Source organism: Nonomuraea sp. NPDC050451, assembly GCF_044458585.1.
Genome location: NZ_JBITHZ010000033.1, coordinates 37,263 through 55,380, shown reverse-complemented (window position 1 = coordinate 55,380; position 18,118 = coordinate 37,263). Strand labels below are relative to the sequence as shown.

Here is an 18,118-nt window from a genome sequence, read left to right as displayed (position 1 = left end):
TCACAGACTCCGGCCCGTCGATGCGGGCCGGCATCCCATGCCGCCTCGAAACGAGCGGCACGACACAAGAAAGGAGAACGCCATGGAGATCGACATCAAGGCTCTCGACATGCTCCCCGCCGCCGAGGAGTCCTCGCTGTGGCCCTGCCTCATCACCTGCGAGGTCAAGACCTGCAAGGACAGCTGCTGGGTCACCATCTGACGAAAAATCCCCATTACCGAAGGAGAGAACACCATGGAAATCGACATCAAGGCTCTCGACATGCTGCCGGCCGCCGAGGAGAACTCGCTGTTCCCCTGCGTCATCACGTGCTTCATCTCGTGCAAGAACGACAGCTGCTGGATCACCGTCTGATGGAGATCGACATCAAGGCCCTGGACATGCTCCCGGCCGCAGAAGAGTCCTGGCTGTACCCCTGCACGCTCAGCTGCTTCGGCGTGACGTGCGAGGGCGATGAGACCTGTTTCATCACCCTCAGCCTGTCCTAGTGAAATCCCCGGGTCACCGCCGCCGGCGGTGACCCACCGCGTCCGTCGAGAGAGGAGAGGAAGGATGTCAGATCCCGTGGCAGGCATCGCCGGGGAACGGGTGACGCACAAGCACGGCGACCGCCTGCTCGCCTCTCTCGCACGGCGCGCCTGGCGACCGCTGGCGGTGGTCACCGTCGCGACCGCCGTCGCCTCGGCCGCGACACTGGCCATGCCCGCCCTGCTGGCCGCCGCGGTCGACAGGGTGCTCGCGGATGAGGACGTGCTCGCCGCGGCGGCGCGGCTGGGCCTGATCCTGGCCGTCATGACAGTCGCCGACCTGGTGTGCCACGTCGCGGGCGCCGCGGCCAACGCCTCGGCGACCTCCGCGCTCCGCCTGCGGCTCACCGGCCACATCCTGCGCCTCGGCGTCGGCGAAGCCCGCCGGTTCCCGACCGGGGAGCTGGCCAACCGGCTCGTGAGCAACACCGCGGGCGCCGGGCAGGTCCCGCTCGCCCTGCTGGACACCGCCGCCGGGCTCCTCACCGCGGCAGGCGGCATCACCGCGCTCTTCATCATCGACTGGCGGACCGGGCTGGCCTTCGTGGCCGGCCTGCCCGTCGCGCTCCTCATCATCCTCATGTTCGTCTCCCGGATGTCCGGGCTGTACGACCGCTACCAGGAGACGCAGGGCCGGCTGGCGGCACGGCTTACCGACACCCTGGCGGGCATCCGTACCGTGCGTGCCTCCGGCACCGCCGACCGGGAGATCGCCCGCGTGCTCACCCCGCTGCCCGAACTGTCCGCGACCGGGCACGCCCTGTGGCGAGCACAGGCCCGTGGCGGGTGGCGGATCGGCCTGGTGCTGCCGCTCATGGAGGTGGCGGTCCTCGCCGTGGCGGGCCTCGGCGTCGTGGCCGGCCGCCTCGAACCCGGGCAGCTGCTGGCCGTGGCCGGGTACGCCACGCTGGGCCTGTCGTTCATCGAACACGTCGACGCGGTGATGAGCGTGGCGCAGGCCCGCTCGGCGGCGCGGCGGGTCTCGCAGGTGCTCGCCCTGCCCACGCAGGTCCCCGGTACGCGCCCGGCCCCCGAAGGCCCCGGCACGTTGTCGTTCCGCGGCGTCACCGTCACGCGGGACGGCGCCCGGCTGCTCGACGAGCTCGACCTGGAACTCCCCGCAGGATCGCTGACCGCGGTCGTCGGGCCGTCCGGCGCGGGCAAGACGACGCTGGCCATGGTGGCGGGCAGGCTGCTGGACCCCGACCGCGGGCAGGTGCTGCTCGACGGCCGGCCCCTGGCCGAGATCGCCCCCGATTCGCTGCGCGACGTCGTCGCGTACGCCTTCGAACGTCCCGCGCTCCTCGGCGGTGACCTCGCCTCGGCCATCGCCTACGGGCGGCCCGGGACCGGTCGCGCGGCCGTACAGGAGGCCGCCGCCTCCGCCCGCGTCGACGACGTCATCCGCCGGCTCCCCCAGGGGTACGGCACCCCGGCCGCGGGCGCGCCGCTGTCCGGCGGCGAACTCCAGCGCCTCGGCCTGGCCCGAGCACTCGTACGGCGTGCCCGGCTTACCGTGCTCGACGACGCCACCTCCAGCCTCGACACCGCGACCGAGGCTCAGGTGACCCGCACCCTCGTGGACGGGATGCGCGGACGCACCCGCCTGGTCATCGCGCACCGGGCGGCCACCGCCGCCCACGCCGACCTGGTCGTCTGGCTCGAGAACGGGCGGATCAGCGCTCGGGGCACGCACCGGGAGCTCTGGAACGACCCGGCCTACCGCGCCCTGTTCGCCGCCGAGGAAACCAGTGGAAAGGAGGAGGCGTGTCCGGTGCTTCGCTGACCCGTCCGGCGCTCAGGCCGCTCGCGGGGCCGCGCACGCTCAGCGCGCCGCGCCTGCTGCTGGCCCTGCTCCGGCCGCGCAAGCGCCCGCTGGCCGCCGCCCTGGCCCTGTCCGCCGTCGAATCGGCTCCGACGCTGCTGTCCGGGCTGCTCGTCGCCGCCGCCGTCGACCGCGGGTTTCTGGCGGGGCGGCCGGGGACCGGACTCGCCCTGCTCGGGCTGCTGGCCGCGGTGATGTCGCTCAAGGCCGTGGCCACCCGGTTGACGCTCCCCGTCCTGGCCAAGGTCGTCGAGCCGCTGCGCGACGACCTCGTACGAGCCGTGGTCACCGCCACGGTGACCCGCGCCGCCGGCGGCGCCGAACCACCCGACACCGCCGCCGTCAACCGGCTCACCGGGCAGGTGGAAACGGTGCGGAACCTGGTGTCCGCCCTGCTGCGCAGCACCCGCCAGCTCGGCATGTCGTTGATCGCCGCGCTGGTGGGGCTGCTGGCCCTCTCTCCGCCGGCGGCAGCCATCGCCGTGGGGCCGGTGGTGCTGGCCCTGGCCGTGTTCGCCTGGCTGCTGCGTACGCTGGCGAGCCGGCAACGTGCGCTGATCCTGGCCGACGAGCGGCTCACGGCCGAGGCCACCCCTATCCTGTCCGGACTGCGCGACGTCGCCGCCTGCGGAGCTCACGACCAGGCCCGCGCGACGGTGGACACCGCCGTCTCCGCGCAGGTGGCGGCCACCATGTCCATGGCCTGGGCGGGCACCGGCCGGCGGCTGATCGTCACGCTCGGCGTCCACGTCCCGCTGCTCGTCCTGCTGATCGCCGCCCGTCCGCTGGTGGACGGCGGCCACCTGAGCGTGGGAGAGGTCATCGGCGCGGTGACCTACCTGGCCACCGGGCTCGACCCGGCGTTGCGCATGCTCATCAGCACGGTCGGCGGGTGGGGAGTGGCCCTCGCCGTCTCGCTGCGCAGGATCGCCGAGTCCGTCACCGTACCGGCGGGCTCCCCGCGGGCCGGGACCGGGCCCGGCCCGCTCGGGCACCGGCTCGACGCCGAACGGCTGACCTTCGGCTACGCGCCCGAGGCGACACCGGTCGTACACGAGCTCGACCTCACGATCTCCGAAGGGGAGCACCTGGCCGTGGTCGGCCCGAGCGGCGCCGGCAAGTCCACCCTGTCGATGCTGCTGACGGGGCTCCTGCCGCCGACCGGCGGCCGGATCCTGCTCGGCGGGCTCCCGCTCGACGAGACCCCGGAACACCGCCTGCGGACCCTGATCGCACTCGTGCCCCAGGAGGCGTACGTCTTCGCCGGAAGCGTCCGCGAGAACCTGGCCTACCTCGGCGCGGGCACCGACGCGCAGCTGCGGGCGGCGGCCGCCGCCGTGGGCGCGCTGCCGCTGGTCGAACGGCTCGGCGGGCTCGACGCCGTCATCGAGGAGCCCTCCTCGCTCTCCGCCGGGGAGAAGCAGCTCATCGCCCTGGCCCGCGTCCACGCCTCGCCCGCCCGGATCGTCGTGCTGGACGAGGCCACCTGCCACCTCGACCCGGCCGCCGAGCAGCGCGCCGAGGAGGCGTTCGCCGGACGCGGCGGCACGCTCGTCGTCATCGCGCATCGCATCAGCTCCGCCATGAGAGCACGGCGCGTCCTGCTGATGGACGGCAGCACCACGACCGCCGGAACGCATCCCGAACTGCTCACCCGATCACCCTTGTACGCCGACCTGGTCGGCCACTGGCATCACACGAACGAGAAGAGGACCACGCCATGAGCACCCCGAACGGGCCCAGCGACGTCGTCTGGGACGTCACCTACGCCTGCCCGCTGCGATGCGTGCACTGCTACTCCGAGTCGGGCAGGCGGCCGGCCCGGCAGCTGAACCACGACGAGATGCTCAAGGTCGCCGACGCGATCGTCTCCTTCCGCCCGCAGGCGGTGGAGTTCGCCGGCGGGGAGCCGCTGCTGGTCAGAGGCATCACCGAGGTCGCCGGGCGGATCCGCGAAGCGGGGGTGGGCGTCAACGTCTACACCGGCGGATGGACGCTCGACCGCCGCTCGGCCGAAGAGGTGACCCGGGTCTTCTCCCGGATCACCGTGAGCGTCGACGGGGCCGACGCCGAGGTGCACGACCGGATCCGCGGGCGGGCCGGTTCGTTCGACCGGGCGATGAACGCGCTGGCCCTGCTGAACGACCTCTCGGGGGAGCGGGTGGCGAACGGCCTCGACCCGGTCGAGTTCGGGGTCGACTACGCGGTCCTGCGCTCCAACCTCCACCAGATGGAGGAGTTCTGCCGCACGGTCGCCCCTCGCTTCCCGTACCTGCGCTTCCTCACCTTCGCCGCGGCGGTGCCGTCCGGGCTCGCGAGCAGGCCGGGGTTCGCCGAGCAGGAGCTGCTGGGCTTCGACCAGCTGCGCACGCTGGTGAGCGGCGAGCACGTCGAACGGCTGCGTTCCCTCGCGCCCCGCACGGTGCAGGTGGCGGCGGCGGACAACATGGTCCTGATGATGCATCCGAACGCCCTGAGCCGGTACGGTTTCCCGATGCTGCAGGTGGAGCCGGACGGCGAGGTGCGCGCGATGCCGATCTACGAGGGCACCGTCGGCAGCCTGCTCACCGAGGACCCTGGCACGCTGTGGAAGCGCGCCGTGGAAAGGTGGAGCGACCCGGTGGTGGTGGAGGCCCTGTCGGCGGTCCGCTCGATGGAGGACTGGGCCGAGGCGACCCGGCGCATCGACTACCACTTCGGCACCGACGAGGTCCGCCACCGCATCGACCGCCGTCCGCTGCTCCTGTCACCGGCCGCGAGGTAACAGGGCGTCAGGCCACGGGGTGCGGCGCGGTGCGGGACCGGGCGGCCAGCAGGTGGTCGATCAGCGCGAGCAGCACATCGCGGGCCGCCGCCCGGTCGCGGGCGTCACAGAGCACCAGCGGCACCTGCGGGTCGAGGTCGAGCGCCTTGCGGATCTCCTCCTGCGTGCGGTCCTTGACGCCGTGGAAGCAGTTGACGCCGACGACGAAGGGGATGCCGCGGCTCTCGAAGAAGTCGATCGACGCGAAGCTCACGTCCAGCCGCCGGGTGTCGACCAGGACGACCGCGCCCATCGCCCCGTGCACCAGGTCGTTCCACATGAACCAGAAGCGTTCCTGCCCGGGGGTGCCGAACAGGTAGAGCACCAGCTCGCTGTTGATGGTGATGCGCCCGAAGTCCAGCGCGACGGTGGTGGTGGACTTGCCGCTCACGCCTTCCAGATCGTCGATGCCGACGCTGGCGTGGGTGAGGTACTCCTCCGTACGCAGTGGGGCGACCTCGCTCACCGCGCCGACCATGGTCGTCTTCCCGACGCCGAACCCACCGGCGATAAGAATCTTGACCGCCAGGGGAGCGTCGTCCCCTTGGTCAGAGCTTGCGTAAGCCATCCCTCACCGCCTCAAGAATTGTCACATCCGGAAGACCGCCCGCCTGGGCGAAGGCCAACGGTGGCCGGGCCCGCATCTGACCGTTCTCGATCAGATCGCCAATGAGGATCTTGGTCACTGACACCGGGAGGTTCAGCGCCGAGGCGACTTCGGCCACCGCCAGAGGCCGCTCGCACAAGGTGAAGATGGTGCGGTGCTCCGGCTGCATTCGCCTCAGCCCGCGTCCGGTCTGCGAAGAGACGCCGGAGATCGAGGTCACCAGGGTGATCAGCGTGAGGTCGTCCCGCTCGGGGGCGGTTCGTCCGCCGGTGATCGTATAGGGGCGGACAAGGGGTTCGTCGGCGTCATCGTCGTCGAACCCCTCAGTCCAGTGCTTCATCCGCGTCTCCCCGCGTCATCGGCCTGCGGGGTACGCGCGTCGGTGCCCAGCTTCTGGCCGACCTGCTGGATCAGGGTGTGCATCGCGACGCTCATCAGCTCGGCGTCGACCTCCTGGGAGGCGACGACGGCCAGATGGGTGCCACGACCGGCGGTCGTGATGAACAGCCACAGCTCGGCCATCTCGATGATGACCTGTTGCACCGGTCCGCCGCTGAAGAGCTGCCCCACACCGCGAGCCAGGCTCTGCTGGCCGGTGGCGATCGCGGCGAGGCGTTCGGCGTCGGAGCGTTCGATGGTCCGGGACCGGCTGATCACCAGGCCGTCGTCGGACAGCACGATGGCGTGCCGGGTGCCCGCGACCTGATCGACCAGGCCGTCCAGCAGCCAGTCCAGGTCCCTGTTGGTGGCGGTGGTTCGCTGCGTCATCATCGATCTTCCGTCGTAGGTGAACCGGGCTCGGGGGATCCGTCCGGCCGGGGCTGGAAGGCGTCATCACCGGTCCGGCGCCTGCGAGACTGCCTCTGGAACGCGCCGATTGTCGCACTGGATCGGCTGGGCTGCTCGCGTAGGGCCCAGGTCTCCTGTTCGGTCTGTTCATCCCTGTCCGCCGGGACTTTGAGCTCGGTGACCAGGCTGGCCTGGCGCACCCGCTGGGGCAGCGGCCGGAGGCCGGACGGGAGGGCGTCGTCCGGGATTCCGTCGGGTGCTGTCACGTACGCCATCGCGCGTCCCCTGGAGCGGGTCGGCAACTGCCCGTCCTCTTGGGGAGCCGCCGGCTCCTCCTGCGGGCGGGGCTGTGGGCGGGGCTGTGGGCGGGGCTGTGGGCGGGGCTGCGGGCGGGGCGCCTCCGCGGCCGGGGCCGGGGCCGGCGCCGGGGCCGGGGCGGCCTCCTCGGGCACCGCACGGGGGCGGTCCACGATCAGCGCTTCCGGGAGCAGCACGATGACCCGGGTGCCGCCGAAGGCCGACGAGCGCAGCTCCACCTGGAGGCCCAGGCTCGCGGCGAGCCGGGCGACCACGTACAGGCCGAGCCGGACGTCGTCGGCGTGGGTCATCACGTCGAGCTGCGGCGGCGACTTCATCAGGGCGTTGGCGGCGGCGTACTGCTCGGGCTCCATCCCCAGGCCGCGGTCCTCGATCTCCACGGCGACGCCCCGGCTGACCGGTGCGGCCCGCACCTCGACGGGGGTCATCGGCTTGGAGAAGGTGGTGGCGTTCTCCATGAGCTCCGCCAGGACGTGGACGAGCGGTCCCACCGCGCGCTCGCTCACCCAGGACTCGCCCTCGACGTCGATCGAGATCCGCCGGTAGTCCTGGACCTCGCCCTGCGCGGCGCGCAGCACGTTGAGCAGGTGCACCGGCTTGCGCCAGCGGCGCTGCGGCTGCCCGCCGCCGAGGATCACCAGGTTCTCCTCGTAGCGGCGCAGCCGGGCGGTGAGGTGGTCCAGGTCGAACAGGCCCTCCAGCACCTCGGGGTCCTCGTGCTTGCGTTCCAGCTCGTCGAGCTTCTTCAGCTGCAGGCCGATGAGGATCTGCGTACGGCGGGCGATGCGCTGGAGCATGCGCTGGAAGCCGCGGTGCTGCTCGGCCTGCCGTACGGCGGTGAAGACCGCGCTGCGGCTGGCCAGGTTGAGGGCCTGCCCCAGCTCGCCGAGCTCGTCGGGGGTGGGCTTGAGCATGCGCACTTCCGCGTCCACGTCGACGTCCTCCCCGCGCTCCAGCCGGGCGACCACCTTGGGCAGCCGCTGCTGGAGCTCCTGGGCGTCCTCGCGCAGGTGGAGGATGCGCCGGCGGAGAATGGAGGTGAGGCGCCAGCTGGTGAAGATCACCAGGCCCAGGGCGAGCAGGCCGACGCTGGTGACGCTGATGAAGACCACGAAGAGCATGCCGGCGTGGTCGTAGCCGATCTTGCTGACGTGGTCGAGCCGGAGCCGCAGGAGCTGCGTCACCTGCTCGGTGACCGTGTCCACCGAGGAGCGCCACTGGGCGTTGTCCCCGCGCAGGGTCACCTGGTTGCCTGAGGGGGTCAGCCGCTCTTCCAGCGCGGTCATGGCCTCCCACGCCTCGCCGGTCATCAGCGTCTCGTACCGCTTCTCGTCGCCGGTGAGGCTGGGGATCACCTGGGACCGCAGGAGGTGTTTCCTGGTGCCGGCGGCGTCGGTGACGAGGCCGTACTCGTCCTTCGTCAGGCGCCCCGTCTTCCAGCCGCGGGCCAGGACGGCGTCCTCGCGGCCGATCATGTTGACGACCCAGAAAAGGTCGACCAAGGTCTGCGCGCTGCTGTTCACCTCGCCCTCGTCGGTGTGGCTGAGGACGGTCAACACGCGCAGGTCCGACTCGATGACCCCGCTGTAGTAGTCGAACGCCTTCTGCGGGCTGGCCCAACCGGCGTCCACCGCCCGGCGCTGCTCGTCGAGGAGGTTGAGGCTGCGGTCGGTACGGGCGATGGCGTCGGCGAGCCCCTCAGGTGCCTTGCTGGTGTCCAGGGCTGTCAGGGGACGGAAGGCGCTCACGGCCTGGTCGGTCACCACGCGCTGCTTGGTGAGCTTGCCGGCGGCGGCGCCGCCGGGGTCGGCCTGCGTCTCCGCGGTGAGCCGCCGTTCCTTGTCGAGGCTGAAGAACAGGTCGGACGCGGGTGCGCCGACGGTCTTGGTGGCCAGATCCATCTGGGCCTTCTCGGCCCGCCACTGCGAGGACAGCTGGAACATGCCCGAAGCCAGCAGCGGGGTAAAGGTCAGGCTCGGCACGAACACGATGATGAGCAGCACCGTACGCAAGGGCAGCCGGCGGACACCGGCCAGCCGCCGCGGCTGGGATGACGCGCTCCCGTCGCCCACGGTCTCCGTCCGCCGTCGCCCGCTCCTGCCCCATCCAGCCACGTGCAGGACACTCTCCTCACCAATCGGTGACAATCACCCAACTAGGCGATAGGTGCCTGATAGTAGCCATACGGCAGTTGAGTCGAAAGCCCCGCTGTACCGGGCTTTGTCGCTCACCGGATCGCCGCCCCCGGCGCGTGCCAGGGGCGGCGGCGGGCTCACTTGTAGCCGGCGGCGACGATGTTGGCCTGCACCGAGTTCTCGGTGGCGTCCGACGGATAGCCGGACGTCATCACGCCCGCGTAGATGGGAGTGGGGGTGGAGACGCCGCCGGTGCAGGGTGACGCCGTTAAGGGCGAAGCTCGACGGCACCGGGTTGGAGCCGCTGTACGCCCCGTTGAACCCGAAGCCGGAAAGAGCTGACGTGTCGCACTGGTGTTTTCCCATTCTCCGAGATGTGGGTTCTTGGGGTTAGCGCTAATCCCCACAGCGAGAGATCAGTCAACGAGCCCGACTCCCGCTGTCGCTCGGCAACGCGAGGAACCGGCCGGACGCGAAACTTCATCCGATTCTTCGGCAAGGAGCGGTAGATCGCCCGGGGCTGCTGGGGCGGATGCGCTCAAACACCAAAATCGTGATTACTTACGACCCTTGGGCTTTGACGTGCTATTTGGGATTAACGAGGTAACTGAGAATATCTGTATGGGTATGTCCGGTTCCATCTGAGTGTCCGCTGAAACGGCGGATGCCAGGGTCCGCACCGATCTATCCATGAACGGAAACGAGACACGTGAACACCAAGAGTCGGCGAACGCGAGCGCCATACCATGGGCGGCTCGCGGCACTAGCAATTACCGGCGCGGTCGCCGGTGTCATGCTCCTTCCCGGGGTGGCCAGCGGGAGCGCGGCCGGCGGTCCGCCGCAGCCCACACCGCGTAAGGTGACCCGCGTGGTGCAGCAGGCCGCGCCGAAGGTCGTCAGCCACGAGAAGCCCGTCTTCATTCCTCGGCCCATCCGGGAGGGGCGCCAGCGCGTCTTCGTGGACGTGGAGAACCGCAACCGCAACCTCAACAGGCATGAGCGCAGGCGCGATCTCCGCCGCCACGATCACCACCACGATCACCACAACGACGGCACCTGGACCGACAACTCCGGCACCACCGCCCACACCGACAACACGGCCCCGGAGTGGTCGGAAGACACCTCGTCAGAGTGAGGTCCTCCGCTGATACCGCGGCCGGCGCCAGGTGAGAATCGCTCGCGCCTTCTCGGTGACGGTGGACGAGACCGGCGTCGCGGAACAATGGAAATGGTTTGTTCCATTGTTCCCGACGCCGGTTAGGCTTCGGTCGTATGGATGTGATCTTTCCTCCCAAACTGAACACAGGAGACGTCGTACGCGTGGTGGCGCCGGCCAGGTCCCGCGCGATGGTGATGGAGCACGATCACACCGACCTCATCAGGTCTCGGTTCGCTGAGCTCGGCCTGACGCTCTCCTACGGCACCCATGTCGACGAGCGGGACGCGTTCGACTCGTCCAGCGTCGCCTCACGGCTCGCCGATCTGCACGACGCCTTCGCGGACCCGTCGGTGGCGGCGATCCTGACGGTCATCGGCGGCTACAACTGCAACGAGCTCCTGCCGTACCTGGACTGGGAGCTGATCCGCGCCAACCCGAAGATCCTGTGCGGCTACTCCGACATCACCGCCCTGCAGAGCGCCATCCTCGCCCGGACGGGGCTGGTCACCTACTCCGGTCCGCACTGGTCGACGTTCGGGATGCGAGATCACCTCGAGGAGACCCTGCGCTGGTTCTCCTCGGTCATGTTCGACACCGCCCCGATCGCCCTGACCCCGGCGGCGCAGTGGAGCGACGATCTCTGGTTCCTCGACCAGGACAAGCGCGAACTGATGCCCAACGAGGGATGGTGGCCGCTGCGCCCCGGCACCGCAGAGGGGCGCATCGTCGGCGGCAATCTGTGCACCCTGAACCTGCTGCAGGGCACCCCGTACATGCCGTCCCTCGACGGTGCGATCCTGATCGTCGAGGACGACTTCGAGTCGCACCCGGCGAGGTTCGCCCGTGACCTGGTCTCACTGCTGCAGCTTCCCGACGCCCCCGAAATCCGAGGACTGGCGATCGGACGGTTCCAGCAGGCCAGCCACATGTCCCGCTCGCTGCTGGAACAGATCATCGCCACCCAACCGGTGCTGAGCCGCGTCCCCGTCCTGGCCAACATCGACGTCGGCCACACCAACCCCTTGGCCACCTTCCCGATCGGCGGCCAGGCCCGGCTCACCGTCACCGACACCGAGACGAGCCTGACACTGCTACGCCACTGACCGCCGGATCAATCTGCGGGGCGGAGGGCGAAGACGGCCAGTGAGGCGGCGATCAGGAAGCCGAGGCCGCCGACGACGACGTCGGCGTGCAGGCCCGCCACGAGACCGCCGCCCGCGACCAGCGTGCCGACCAGCGCCACCCCGATCGCGCTGCCGGTCTGACGGGCGGCGTTGAACACCGCGGAGGCCGCCCCGCCGAGCTCGGGCGGCGCCGCCTCCATGATCGCCGCGGTGGCGGCCGGCATCGTGAAACCGGTCCCGAAGCCGGTGAGCATCAGCGGTACGAGCAGCGCCCAGTAGTTCGTGTCGCCGTCGGCCGGCAGCCAGCTCAGCAGCCCGATCCCGCCGATGATCAGCCCGTACGCCATCGGCGGGCGCGGCCCGGTGCGCGCGGCGACCCAGCCGCTCAGCGGCGAGGCGATCGGCGGCATCAGGGCCATCGGCAGCATCGCCAGCCCGGTCGCCATCGCGTCGAGGTGCCGTACCTGCTGGAAGTACAGCGGCACGGCGAACAGCAGGCCGTAGAAGCCGAGGTTGAGCAGCACGCCGATGGCGGCCGAAGCCGAGAACCGGCGGCTCGCGAACAGCCCCAGCGGCAGCATCGGCGCGCGTGCCCGGCGTTCGAGCAGCAGGAACGTCGGCAGCGCGAGCACGGACAGAAGCAGCCCGCCCAGCACCACCGGCGAGGTCCAGCCGCGCGCCCCGGCCTCGATCAACGCCGCGGTCAGCCCGGCCAGACACAGCGCCCCGGCCACCTGCGCCGGGACGTCCAGCCCTCCGCGCCCGGCACCTCGCCCTGTCCGGCAGGGGACGTGCCGTACGGTGAGCAGGACGCCGAGCAGGCCGAACGGGATGTTCACGAAGAACACCGCCCGCCAGCCGATCGCGGACACCAGCACGCCGCCGAGCACCGGCCCGGCGCAGGCGGCGATCCCCGCGACCATGCCCCACACGCCGAACGCCCGCGCCCGCGCCCCACGTTCCGGGTACGCGTCGCGCAGCAGCGCCAGCGAGGCCGGCACCATGGCCGCGGCACCGGCGCCCTGCACCAGCCGGGCACCGATCAGCGCTCCGGCCGACGTCGCCAGCCCGCACCAGGCCGAGGCCACGGTGAACACCGTCAGCCCGGCCAGGAAAACCGGCTTCCCACCGAGCCGGTCGTTGAGCCCGCCACAGAACAGCAGCAGCCCCGCGAACGCCAGCGTGTAGCCGTCGACGACCCACTGCAGCTCGGTCAGCCCGGCGGGCAGCTTGGCGCCGATCACCGGGATCGCCACGGTGACCACGGTGACGTCCAGGATGACCAGGAAATATCCAAGACAGAGCGCGACCAGCGGCGACCATCCGGCGGCCTGCGAGAGGGACACGGTCGGCTCTCTCGTTGTACGCGTCATGCCTTCCAGTCTGGAACGGGACTACTACGGTGAACGCCGAAATGTCGTCGTCCTAGACTGGCGCCATGTGGAAGTCCGCCACGGAGACCGACATCGCGCATGTCGCGGCGGCCATCGGCGATCCGACCCGGACCAAGGTGCTGCGCGCCCTCGCCGACGGCGGCGTGCTGCCGGCCAGCGCGCTGGCGGCCGAGGCCGGGGTGAGCATGTCCACGATCAGCGGCCACCTGACCAGGCTGCGCGAGGCCAAGCTGCTCACCGTCGAGCACGACGGCCGGCACCGCTACTACCGCCTGGCCAGCACCGACGTGGCGCGGGCGCTGGAGGAGCTGGCCAGGATCGCCCGGCCGCTGCCGGTCACGTCACTGCGTGAGGACGTACGCAACCAGGCGCTGCTGCGCGCCCGGCTCTGCTACGACCACCTCGCCGGGCGGCTCGGGGTGGTGCTGCTGGCCGCGCTGGTGGACGGCGGCGTGCTCGCCACGGCCGCGAACGGCTACCGGATCACCCCGGCCGGTCTCGGCAAGCTGACGGAGTTCGGGATCGACGTCGAGGAGTTCTCCCGGCGGCGACCGGCGATCCGCTACTGCGTCGACTGGGGCGAGCACCGCCACCACCTCGCCGGCGCGCTCGGCGCGGCCATCGCGACCCGGCTGTTCGCGCTGGACTGGCTGCGCCGCGGCCGGGCCCGCCGGGTCGTCCAGCTCACCGACGCGGGCCGCACCGGCCTGCACGAAACCTTCGGCGTCCCCCTCGACTGGGACACTCCGGACACCGAGCCTAGGCGCCCTCGTTCAGCGTAAGGACGATCTTGCCCTTGGCCCGGCCGGTCTCGCTGAGCTCATGTGCCTCGGCCGCCTGAGCCAGCGGCAGGACCGTCTCGAATTGGGGCGCCCGCCTCTTGAAACCCGCCCAGGGTCAGCGTCCCGCAGAGCCGGCGCGCGATCCGGGCCGATGCCCCGCACGTCGATGAGCGTCCCGCCGGGCGCGAGGGTGCCGCGCTACGTGCGCTGGAACGCGACAGCCTGGGAAGCCGTCACCAGTCGTGAGGGGTTCGACGCCCGCACCTCCACCGACGTGCCGTCCGAAGCCGCCGTCGACAGCCGGAAGGTCGCTCAGAGCCGGCATGAAGCCCGCCGCCGAGAGCCGTACGACGGCGCCGGTCAGGGTCTAGAGTCATCCACCGTGACCGAAACCCCCTCCTATCTGACCACGACGGCGGAGGCCTACGACGCCGTCGCCGTCATCTACGCCGAGTTCGTCCAGGGTGCACTCGACCGCCAGCCCCTGGATCGCGCAGCCCTCGCCGCGTTCGCGGAGTTCGTGCGGACCGGTGATGCCGGGACCTTGGTCGCCGAGCTCGGATGCGGCCCGGGCCACATGACGGAGCACCTTCGGGACCTGGGGCTGGACGCCTTCGGCATCGACCTGTCCCCTGCGATGATCAAGCTTGCCCGCGAGGCCTATCCTGACCTGCGCTTCGAGGTCGGTTCGATGGATGCCCTGGACCTGGCGGACGGCGGGCTGGGCGGCATCCTGTCCTGGTACTCCGTCATCCACACCCCGCCGCAAGAACTGCCGCCGTACTTCGCCGAGTTCCACAGGGTGCTGGCCCCGGGCGGCTACCTCCTGCTCGGCTTCTTCGAATCTGAGGGCGGTCCGGTGGTGGAATTCGATCACAAGGTGACGCCCGCCTACCGCTGGCCGATCGACGACCTCGCCGAGTTGATGCACAAGGCAGGGTTCGTCGAAGTGGGACGCATGCTGCGTGAGCCCCAAGAAGGAGAGCGATTCCGCCAGGGCCGGCTGCTGATGCGTAAACAGTAGATTCGACAGCGGCCCGCCACCGAGCATGCGGGCGGCGGGCCGCTGCGACCAGGCCCGGCCTCTCACCGTTCTGCACTTGCATTACCGCAGACCGGATGCCACCTCGACATGCCGCACGACCACCAGCAGATCCCACGAGCACGCACGTTGCCCAAGCTCACTCACACGGGCACCGAGGACTTCGCGCCGCGCTGCCGTGAGTACGCCACCGGAATCCAGACACTCGCTGACGCATCTGCTGATCTCCAGGAGAACCGGGTCTGCGGAAGGCATCAGAAAAGGTAAATGTCGCCGATGCCAGAACCACAACGCGTGCAGCGCCGCTTCCCGGGGAGCGCCGTACCAGTACCAGCGAGCCTGAAGATTCGGATTGGAGTCCCCCGCACGCGGAGACCGCCGACCTTGCCTTTTGGCCTGTCGGCGCCTTGTCGCATAAGCCCGGAGCTCGACCTGCAGGGCGGCACGACTGGTCTCGATGATGTCGAGCGCACGGAGCAGTGCCGCCTCATCGCGTTGGAACCTCCCTGCCTGCGACTCGAGAAAACTCAGCGTCGCCTCGAACCCGAGGGGCCGATGCAATTGCACGCAGGAACGGAACGCCGACACCCGCCATCGGTAAGGCAGTGCAGGGTCCCGCACCCTACGAGCAAAATTGCCGAAGCTCACCGGAAAAGCCTAGCCAGCCAAGTCCATGACCCGTCGAACCGGCAAGATCATCGAGCACGCCCAGCGGAGTGATGCCCCCGTCTGTGGAAACGCGAGGAAAGTGTGAGCCAGTACTTCCAGGTTGGCGATCAGGTCCTCTGGAACCCCTCGAACGGAGTTGCCCGCCTGTTCATGCGATCAGCCGAGGCACTCGCACCCGAGACGGGATTGCCGACTGGACTCGGCCCCATGGAGAGCGACGAATGCCAGATCGACCTGACCGCATTCGCGGCCTTCGTGGGTGCACTCATCGAGCGCTACGAGCGTTCGAACCATCCCATCCTGCGTTCACTCATGGAGGGCTTCATAGCAACGGCTCTGGTGCTCGTCGAGCGCGGCGGAGCAGAGCTTCCCCATTCTGACGTGAACGACGACCCATGGCCGCCGGCCGGCCCGGTACGTGATGTCGAGCGATGGGCGGCCCTCTCGGCGCACCACGCTCGGGCAATGCCACGCTGAGGCCGAGCCGGACGCCCAGCTCGGCCTCGACGTGGGGTGGTGCCTAGGAGATACGAATTCCTGGCGTCCTGCTCGCAGAATGGGCGCCGGTCAAGAGCTGCTGTATCCCTGCTGTACGAAGCACCTTGATCGATGATCGTGAGGGCAGCCTCTCAGCTCAGCTGCAGCGCGCCACCCGGGTCACGGAATACGGCTTGTAGACGGCGGCGTAGAACTTCTTCTTGCCCTTGGTGTTGGCGTTGACCGTCATGCAACGGTACTTGGCGGCCGCGTTGCCGACCGAGCCCTTCCTGACGAACATGATCTTGACACTGACCTTGTGGCTGCAATGGTTGTTGAAGTAGATGGTCGCGGTCGTGTTCCCCTCGCCCCAGGAGTAGTTGGCCCACTTGCCCTTGGGCTTGGAGCAACTGACGCTGTCGCGCTCGATCCCAGCTCGGGCCGACGCCGTACCAGCCTTCGTCGCGGTGGAGGCGGCGCCGGCCTGTGCGGAGGCGGCCGTTGCCGGGGTCAGCAGCAGGGCGGCCGTGGCGGCGGAACCGAGGAGAACGGATACGAGCTTGTTGCGGGTCATGCTTCAACCTCATGAAGGTAAATAGATCTTGACAAAACCACCTTACCGGTCATCCGAATCATGAGTAAAGCCACCCCCTCACCATCCGTAGAACCGCTGGTTACGCAGTGCCGCCGACAAGCCTATCTCTTGATGTCCTCAAGAGTTGAGAGTATAAAGAGATGGTGCGTGAAGAGACGCCGGAGGACACGTTCTTCCGTGAGCTCGGTGGGGCCTGCGCGGAGCTGCGGCAGGCGTTCCCCCGGCACGTGGGCATGAGCCCCCACCGAGTGCAGCTGCTGGTCCGGCTGTGGCGTGACGGCGAGACCAGCCACAGCGACCTGCGCCGGACGCTGGGCATCGACGGTGCGAGCGTTACCCGACTGGTCAAGGCGTTCGAGGCCGAAGGGCTGGTCGGTCGTCGTCTGGACCCGGCGGACAACCGCTACACCCTGGCCGCGCTGACCCCCGACGGTGAGCGGGTCGCGGCCGATCTGGAGCGATCACACCAGGCGTACCAGGAGCGGCTCCTCGACGGCGTCACCGCACAACAGCAGGAGATCGTGCTGGGCGTTCTGCGCCGCGTCCGCGCCAACATGATCGAGCAGGAGAGCCGATGACCGAAGACGTACGGGCCGCTGCCCGACGCATGTACGCGGCGTTCAACGCCCACGACCACGCCGCCACGGTGGAGATCTTCACCGCGGACTTCTACAGCCACCCCCTGGCCACGACCGGCCCCGAGAGCGTCACCCGGGCGTGGCAGCGGTTCCACGAGGCGTTCCCGGATGCCCAGGTCGTCGTCGAGGACCTGGTCGTCGAAGGGGACACGGCCGCCGTCCGTACGAGCGTGCACGGCATTCCCGGGCAGCAACCCCCGACCATGCTGGAGATCTTCCGCGTGCGCGACGGACGCATCGCCGAGCTGTGGGGGCTGTCGTCGCTGCGACGCGACTCCTGAGCTGGCGGTTCGGGCACGACGATCGCCGGAGGGTTCCGCTGCGAGCCCGCCGCCGGCGGCGACCACGGGCCCGTCCGCGTCCACGCCGGGGATGCCGGACAGCGCCGGAGGCCGTGGGACGCCGGATCTTCATCGCACTCCTTTCACAAGGAGCTCAGGCGGGGAGCACCTTGAAGCGGCGGTTGGCCAGGCTGGGGTTCTTGGCGCGTACGGCACGCAGCCGCTCCGCGCCGATGACGGCCGACACCACCCCCGGGGCCTCGCCCGCCGACGCCACGACGGCGCCCATCGGGTCCACGATCGCGCTCTGCCCGGTGCAGACAGGCCCGGTCTGCCCGCTGGCCAGGACGTAGGCGGTGTTCTCGATCGCGCGGGCGCGGACCAGCGTGATCCAGTGGTCCTCCTTGGCGGGCCCGGCGACCCACGCGGCGGGTACGACGAGGGCCTCGGCCCCGGCGTCGACCAGGAACCGGGCCATCTCCGGAAAACGGAGGTCATAGCAGGTCAGGACGCCGAAGGTGAGGTCGTCCAGCGTGAAGACGAGCGGTTCGGGCGCGTGCGCCTGCACCCGGTCGGACTCGCGGTAGCCGAAGGCGTCGTAGAGGTGCACCTTGCGATAGACGCCGAGCAGGTCGCCGCCCGCGTCCACGGCGAGCACGGTGTTGCTGGGCTTGCCGTATTCCCCGGCGGGCGCCTCGGTCATGCCGGCGACGACGGCGATGCCGTGCTGCTTCGCCAGCGTGCCGATCGCGGTCGCGAAGGGCCCGTCGAGGTGCTCCGACTCGGGGACGATGTCGGCGGTCACGTCCGGGTTGGAGTACATGGCGTTCTCCGGCAGGACGACGAGCCGCGCCCCTCGGGCCGCCGCCTGCTCGATCAGCCCGGTGGCGGCGTCGAGGTTGGCGGACTTGTCGGTGGTGGCGCTGAACTGTCCGACGGTGACGAGCATGCA

Annotated in this window: 22 protein-coding genes and 1 pseudogene; 13 read left to right on the top strand and 10 right to left on the bottom strand. The window is 70.0% G+C overall.

Annotation, left to right across the window (positions count from 1 at the left end; all coding sequences use genetic code 11):
- Positions 1-82: 82 nt before the first annotated feature.
- From ACIBI9_RS52395 to ACIBI9_RS52370, 6 genes are all read left to right on the top strand, one after another.
- Entirely contained in the window at positions 83-202 is a 120-nt protein-coding gene (locus ACIBI9_RS52395) for an ALQxL family class IV lanthipeptide (protein WP_397234877.1), read from the top strand.
- A gap of 33 nt (positions 203-235) precedes the next feature.
- Positions 236-355, top strand: coding sequence for an ALQxL family class IV lanthipeptide (locus tag ACIBI9_RS52390; RefSeq protein WP_397234875.1), 120 nt, complete (start codon positions 236-238; stop codon positions 353-355).
- Positions 355-489 (top strand): ALQxL family class IV lanthipeptide, encoded by a 135-nt coding sequence (locus ACIBI9_RS52385; RefSeq protein WP_363978582.1) that lies wholly within the window; start codon positions 355-357, stop codon positions 487-489. Before ACIBI9_RS52390 ends, ACIBI9_RS52385 begins: the two co-directional genes overlap by 1 nt.
- Before the next feature lie 64 nt (positions 490-553).
- On the top strand, positions 554-2,314 hold the full coding sequence (locus tag ACIBI9_RS52380) for an ABC transporter ATP-binding protein (RefSeq protein ID WP_397234872.1): 1,761 nt from the start codon (positions 554-556) through the stop codon (positions 2,312-2,314).
- Complete coding sequence (locus ACIBI9_RS52375) at positions 2,296-4,077, top strand: ABC transporter ATP-binding protein (RefSeq protein WP_397234870.1); 1,782 nt, start codon at positions 2,296-2,298, stop codon at positions 4,075-4,077. The genes ACIBI9_RS52380 and ACIBI9_RS52375 overlap by 19 nt, the downstream gene beginning before the upstream one ends.
- A complete protein-coding gene (locus ACIBI9_RS52370) occupies positions 4,074-5,117 on the top strand; it encodes a radical SAM protein (RefSeq protein WP_397234868.1) in 1,044 nt (347 codons plus the stop codon). The genes ACIBI9_RS52375 and ACIBI9_RS52370 overlap by 4 nt, the downstream gene beginning before the upstream one ends.
- A 7-nt stretch (positions 5,118-5,124) precedes the next feature.
- Here ACIBI9_RS52370 and ACIBI9_RS52365 read toward each other — a convergent pair whose 3' ends face one another.
- From ACIBI9_RS52365 to ACIBI9_RS52345, 5 genes are all read right to left on the bottom strand, one after another.
- Positions 5,125-5,724: a GTP-binding protein gene (locus ACIBI9_RS52365; protein ID WP_397234866.1), complete on the bottom strand. Its 600-nt coding sequence runs from the start codon at positions 5,722-5,724 to the stop codon at positions 5,125-5,127.
- Positions 5,705-6,103 (bottom strand): DUF742 domain-containing protein, encoded by a 399-nt coding sequence (locus ACIBI9_RS52360; protein ID WP_397234864.1) that lies wholly within the window; start codon positions 6,101-6,103, stop codon positions 5,705-5,707. Before ACIBI9_RS52360 ends, ACIBI9_RS52365 begins: the two co-directional genes overlap by 20 nt.
- Positions 6,100-6,534 (bottom strand): roadblock/LC7 domain-containing protein, encoded by a 435-nt coding sequence (locus ACIBI9_RS52355; protein WP_394494606.1) that lies wholly within the window; start codon positions 6,532-6,534, stop codon positions 6,100-6,102. The genes ACIBI9_RS52360 and ACIBI9_RS52355 overlap by 4 nt, the downstream gene beginning before the upstream one ends.
- Positions 6,531-8,942 (bottom strand): nitrate- and nitrite sensing domain-containing protein, encoded by a 2,412-nt coding sequence (locus tag ACIBI9_RS52350; protein WP_397234862.1) that lies wholly within the window; start codon positions 8,940-8,942, stop codon positions 6,531-6,533. Before ACIBI9_RS52350 ends, ACIBI9_RS52355 begins: the two co-directional genes overlap by 4 nt.
- A 200-nt stretch (positions 8,943-9,142) precedes the next feature.
- Positions 9,143-9,220 carry an arabinofuranosidase catalytic domain-containing protein gene (locus tag ACIBI9_RS52345; protein ID WP_397234998.1) on the bottom strand — a complete coding sequence of 26 codons (78 nt, stop codon included), beginning with the start codon at positions 9,218-9,220 and terminating at the stop codon, positions 9,143-9,145.
- A 653-nt stretch (positions 9,221-9,873) separates the two neighbouring features.
- Between ACIBI9_RS52345 and ACIBI9_RS52340 the strand changes: the two genes are divergently transcribed.
- Both ACIBI9_RS52340 and ACIBI9_RS52335 read left to right on the top strand, forming a co-directional pair.
- Positions 9,874-10,140 (top strand): hypothetical protein, encoded by a 267-nt coding sequence (locus tag ACIBI9_RS52340; RefSeq protein WP_397234860.1) that lies wholly within the window; start codon positions 9,874-9,876, stop codon positions 10,138-10,140.
- A 137-nt stretch (positions 10,141-10,277) separates the two neighbouring features.
- Positions 10,278-11,267 (top strand): S66 peptidase family protein, encoded by a 990-nt coding sequence (locus tag ACIBI9_RS52335; protein WP_397234858.1) that lies wholly within the window; start codon positions 10,278-10,280, stop codon positions 11,265-11,267.
- Positions 11,268-11,275: 8 nt separating this feature from the next.
- Here ACIBI9_RS52335 and ACIBI9_RS52330 read toward each other — a convergent pair whose 3' ends face one another.
- Positions 11,276-12,661, bottom strand: coding sequence for an MFS transporter (locus tag ACIBI9_RS52330; protein ID WP_397234856.1), 1,386 nt, complete (start codon positions 12,659-12,661; stop codon positions 11,276-11,278).
- Between the two features lie 65 nt (positions 12,662-12,726).
- On the opposite strand from ACIBI9_RS52330, the gene ACIBI9_RS52325 reads away from it, so the two are divergent.
- A complete protein-coding gene (locus ACIBI9_RS52325) occupies positions 12,727-13,464 on the top strand; it encodes an ArsR/SmtB family transcription factor (protein WP_397234854.1) in 738 nt (245 codons plus the stop codon).
- Here ACIBI9_RS52325 and ACIBI9_RS52320 read toward each other — a convergent pair.
- Positions 13,442-13,540: pseudogene (locus tag ACIBI9_RS52320) on the bottom strand (zinc-binding dehydrogenase); the annotation flags it as partial. The gene ACIBI9_RS52325 and the pseudogene ACIBI9_RS52320 overlap by 23 nt on opposite strands.
- A gap of 114 nt (positions 13,541-13,654) precedes the next feature.
- Between ACIBI9_RS52320 and ACIBI9_RS52315 the strand changes: the two are divergent.
- Entirely contained in the window at positions 13,655-14,488 is an 834-nt protein-coding gene (locus ACIBI9_RS52315; protein ID WP_397234852.1) for a class I SAM-dependent methyltransferase, read from the top strand.
- Between the two features lie 81 nt (positions 14,489-14,569).
- On the opposite strand, the gene ACIBI9_RS52310 is transcribed toward ACIBI9_RS52315, so the two are convergent.
- Positions 14,570-15,154, bottom strand: coding sequence for a hypothetical protein (locus ACIBI9_RS52310; RefSeq protein WP_397234850.1), 585 nt, complete (start codon positions 15,152-15,154; stop codon positions 14,570-14,572).
- A 102-nt stretch (positions 15,155-15,256) separates the two neighbouring features.
- On the opposite strand from ACIBI9_RS52310, the gene ACIBI9_RS52305 reads away from it, so the two are divergent.
- Entirely contained in the window at positions 15,257-15,652 is a 396-nt protein-coding gene (locus tag ACIBI9_RS52305; RefSeq protein WP_397234848.1) for a DUF6086 family protein, read from the top strand.
- A 157-nt stretch (positions 15,653-15,809) separates the two neighbouring features.
- On the opposite strand, the gene ACIBI9_RS52300 is transcribed toward ACIBI9_RS52305, so the two are convergent.
- Positions 15,810-16,226, bottom strand: a complete 417-nt coding sequence (locus ACIBI9_RS52300; protein ID WP_397234846.1) for a hypothetical protein — start codon at positions 16,224-16,226, stop codon at positions 15,810-15,812.
- Positions 16,227-16,387: 161 nt separating this feature from the next.
- On the opposite strand from ACIBI9_RS52300, the gene ACIBI9_RS52295 reads away from it, so the two are divergent.
- Together ACIBI9_RS52295 and ACIBI9_RS52290 are read left to right on the top strand one after the other, a co-directional pair.
- Positions 16,388-16,825, top strand: a complete 438-nt coding sequence (locus tag ACIBI9_RS52295) for a MarR family winged helix-turn-helix transcriptional regulator (RefSeq protein WP_397234844.1) — start codon at positions 16,388-16,390, stop codon at positions 16,823-16,825.
- A complete protein-coding gene (locus tag ACIBI9_RS52290; protein WP_397234842.1) occupies positions 16,822-17,166 on the top strand; it encodes an ester cyclase in 345 nt (114 codons plus the stop codon). Before ACIBI9_RS52295 ends, ACIBI9_RS52290 begins: the two co-directional genes overlap by 4 nt.
- A gap of 154 nt (positions 17,167-17,320) precedes the next feature.
- Here ACIBI9_RS52290 and ACIBI9_RS52285 read toward each other — a convergent pair whose 3' ends face one another.
- On the bottom strand, positions 17,321-18,115 hold the full coding sequence (locus ACIBI9_RS52285; RefSeq protein WP_397234840.1) for a carbon-nitrogen hydrolase family protein: 795 nt from the start codon (positions 18,113-18,115) through the stop codon (positions 17,321-17,323).
- Between the last annotated feature and the right edge of the window lie 3 nt (positions 18,116-18,118).

Bases quoted from the DNA above. Each gene is read 5' to 3' on its own strand.
- ACIBI9_RS52395 (WP_397234877.1), top strand. From the start codon at position 83: ATGGAGATCGACATCAAGGCTCTCGACATGCTCCCCGCCGCCGAGGAG.
- ACIBI9_RS52390 (WP_397234875.1), top strand. From the start codon at position 236: ATGGAAATCGACATCAAGGCTCTCGACATGCTGCCGGCCGCCGAGGAG.
- ACIBI9_RS52385 (WP_363978582.1), top strand. From the start codon at position 355: ATGGAGATCGACATCAAGGCCCTGGACATGCTCCCGGCCGCAGAAGAG.
- ACIBI9_RS52380 (WP_397234872.1), top strand. From the start codon at position 554: ATGTCAGATCCCGTGGCAGGCATCGCCGGGGAACGGGTGACGCACAAG.
- ACIBI9_RS52370 (WP_397234868.1), top strand. From the start codon at position 4,074: ATGAGCACCCCGAACGGGCCCAGCGACGTCGTCTGGGACGTCACCTAC.
- ACIBI9_RS52365 (WP_397234866.1), bottom strand. From the start codon at position 5,724: ATGGCTTACGCAAGCTCTGACCAAGGGGACGACGCTCCCCTGGCGGTC.
- ACIBI9_RS52360 (WP_397234864.1), bottom strand. From the start codon at position 6,103: ATGAAGCACTGGACTGAGGGGTTCGACGACGATGACGCCGACGAACCC.
- ACIBI9_RS52355 (WP_394494606.1), bottom strand. From the start codon at position 6,534: ATGATGACGCAGCGAACCACCGCCACCAACAGGGACCTGGACTGGCTG.
- ACIBI9_RS52335 (WP_397234858.1), top strand. From the start codon at position 10,278: ATGGATGTGATCTTTCCTCCCAAACTGAACACAGGAGACGTCGTACGC.
- ACIBI9_RS52330 (WP_397234856.1), bottom strand. From the start codon at position 12,661: ATGACGCGTACAACGAGAGAGCCGACCGTGTCCCTCTCGCAGGCCGCC.
- ACIBI9_RS52325 (WP_397234854.1), top strand. From the start codon at position 12,727: ATGTGGAAGTCCGCCACGGAGACCGACATCGCGCATGTCGCGGCGGCC.
- ACIBI9_RS52300 (WP_397234846.1), bottom strand. From the start codon at position 16,226: ATGACCCGCAACAAGCTCGTATCCGTTCTCCTCGGTTCCGCCGCCACG.
- ACIBI9_RS52295 (WP_397234844.1), top strand. From the start codon at position 16,388: ATGGTGCGTGAAGAGACGCCGGAGGACACGTTCTTCCGTGAGCTCGGT.
- ACIBI9_RS52290 (WP_397234842.1), top strand. From the start codon at position 16,822: ATGACCGAAGACGTACGGGCCGCTGCCCGACGCATGTACGCGGCGTTC.
- ACIBI9_RS52285 (WP_397234840.1), bottom strand. From the start codon at position 18,115: ATGCTCGTCACCGTCGGACAGTTCAGCGCCACCACCGACAAGTCCGCC.